The organism is Anaeromyxobacter sp. SG66, assembly GCF_022690805.1.
In the GTDB taxonomy this organism is placed as follows: Bacteria; Myxococcota; Myxococcia; order Myxococcales; family Anaeromyxobacteraceae; genus Anaeromyxobacter; species Anaeromyxobacter soli.
The window spans coordinates 1-2,138 of record NZ_JALCZC010000217.1 but is presented as its reverse complement, the minus strand read 5'-3'; the positions used below and the strand labels follow the sequence as shown (position 1 = coordinate 2,138).

2 protein-coding genes are annotated in these 2,138 nt (G+C 76.0%); one reads left to right on the top strand and one right to left on the bottom strand.

Going from position 1 to position 2,138, the window contains the following annotated elements:
- Window positions 1-953, top strand: a 953-nt coding sequence (locus tag MNZ39_RS23930) for a 2-oxo acid dehydrogenase subunit E2 (protein WP_242341587.1), incomplete at its 5' end; no start/stop codon positions are given.
- 130 nt (window positions 954-1,083) lie between these two features.
- Here MNZ39_RS23930 and MNZ39_RS23925 read toward each other — a convergent pair.
- Complete coding sequence (locus MNZ39_RS23925) at window positions 1,084-1,656, bottom strand: hypothetical protein (protein ID WP_242341586.1); 573 nt, start codon at window positions 1,654-1,656, stop codon at window positions 1,084-1,086.
- Window positions 1,657-2,138 lie beyond the last annotated feature (482 nt).

The window sequence follows — 2,138 nt, the reverse complement described above, 5'->3', positions numbered from 1 at the left end:
CGGAGGCGCCCGCGCGCGCCCCGGCGCCGGCGATCGACGAGGAGGGCCGGATCGCCGTGGCGCACGCCTCGCCGTCGGTTCGCAAGCTCGCGCGCGAGCTCGGCGTGGAGCTCGGGCGCGTCCAGCCGTCGGGGCCGCGCGGCCGGATCCTGCACGAGGACGTGCAGCGCTACGTGAAGGAGGTCGTGAGCGCGGCCGCGACCGGCGCCCCGGGCGTCGGCCTCGACGTCGCGCCGTGGCCGAAGGTCGACTTCGCGAAGTACGGTCCGGTCGAGACCCGGCCGCTCTCGCGCATCAAGAAGATCTCGCGGAAGAACCTCGCCCGGAACTGGGTGATGATCCCGCACGTCACGCAGCACGACGAGGCGGACGTCACCGAGCTCGAGAAGCTCCGCGTCGCCCTCAACGCGGAGCACGCCAAGGAGGGGGTCAAGGTGACGCTGCTCGCCTTCCTCGTGAAGGCGTGCGTCGCGGCGCTCCGCAGGTTCCCCGACTTCAACGCGTCGCTCGAGGGCGACGAGCTCGTGCTGAAGCAGTACTTCCACATCGGCTTCGCGGCGGACACGCCGGGCGGGCTCGTCGTCCCGGTGGTGCGGGACGCCGACCGCAAGGGCGTGCTCGAGATCGCGGGCGAGCTCGCGGAGCTCGCGCAGAAGGCGCGGGACGGGAAGCTCCAGCTCGGCGAGATGCAGGGCGGGACGTTCTCGATCTCGAGCCTCGGCGGCATCGGCGGGACGGCGTTCACGCCGATCATCAACGCGCCGGAGGTCGCCATCCTCGGCGTCTCGCGCAGCGTGATGCGGCCGGTGTGGGACGGTGCTCAGTTCGCCCCCCGGCTGATGCTGCCGCTCTCGCTGTCCTACGACCACCGGGTGGTCGACGGCGCCGCCGCCGCGCGCTTCACGAGCTACCTCGCAGCGCTCCTCGCCGACCTGCGGCGCGCGATGCTCTGATCCACCGACCGAACCGGACCCCGCGGTTCACCGGACGGCTGGGCGTCGGCCGCTGCCCCGCGCCGGCCCGCGGGCGAGCGGGGCGGCCGGGCTCACCGGACGCCCCGCTCGACGCGACGGACGGCTCCGCCTACTTGCCGCCGCCGCCGGAGCCCCCTGCGCTCGAGCCGGCGCCGCCAGAGGAGCCGGCCGCGCCGGTGCCGGTGGCCGCGCCGGTGCCGGCAGACGAGCCTGCGCCGGCGGCGGAGCCGCTCTCGGCGCCCGTGGCGCTGCCTGCCGCGCCCGCCTGGCCGGTGCCGGCGGTGTCGGCGCCCTGAGTCGCGCTCGTGTCGCTCGGCGAGGCGGAGCCGGAGCGCGACGCGCCGGAGCCGGTCCCCTCGGTCGTCGAGCTCGAGCGGCCGGCCGCCGAGGTGTGGTGCTTCTTCTTCTTCCGGTGCGTCGTCGTCGCGCGCTTGCTCGACGTGTCGGTCGACGCGCTGCCGACCGAGGCGCCGGACTCCCGGCTGCTCGAGCCCGCGCTGCCCGTCCCCCAGCCGCTCGTGTCGCTCGAGCCGGTTCCGTGCGCGCTGCCGGAGCTGCCGCCGCTCCTGCCGGCGTCGTCCGTCGTGCTCGACGACCCCGCGGCGGCGCCCTGGGCGCTCGCGGTACCGAGGCCGAGCGCCGCCAGCGCGCCGGCCAGGAAAATCCCATTCCTGAGCTTCATCCACTCTCCCGATGTGAGGTTGTTCGCCTCCGCTCACTGCGGAGGCACCGCGCGGCGACGGTGAGGGCCGCAGACGCCCGGCGCCGGTCGCCGCGCTCGCGGGACCGGCGCCGCGCGTGCGATCTCGCCGGTGAGCCTCCACCGCCGTACGCCGCGCGAGGCTGAAAGCTGCGGCGGCTCGCGCCAGCGGCAACAGACGGGCCGCAGGCTCCTCGGTCGCCCCGGGGCGGCCGCGCCCCCGCGCTCATTCCGCACATCGCTCGACATGCGCGCAGCTCGACGCACAGCCGCACCCACGCCCCGCGTACGAGCGGGCATGCCCGCCGCCGGAGGGGTGTTGGTGGAGTCGCCCGCGCGCCGCCGAGGTGCGTGGGGCTCGCTCGGACATCCGACCCCCGATGACGCTCGCCACCCTGCTCACGCTCCTCTTCGCGGCCGCCCCGGCACAGGCGAGCGCCGCCGCTCCCGCCGCGCGGGAGCCC

What these genes read in the sequence shown, in the direction of transcription:
- MNZ39_RS23925 (WP_242341586.1), bottom strand. Translation starts at nt 1,656, where the DNA reads ATGAAGCTCAGGAATGGGATTTTCCTGGCCGGCGCGCTGGCGGCGCTC.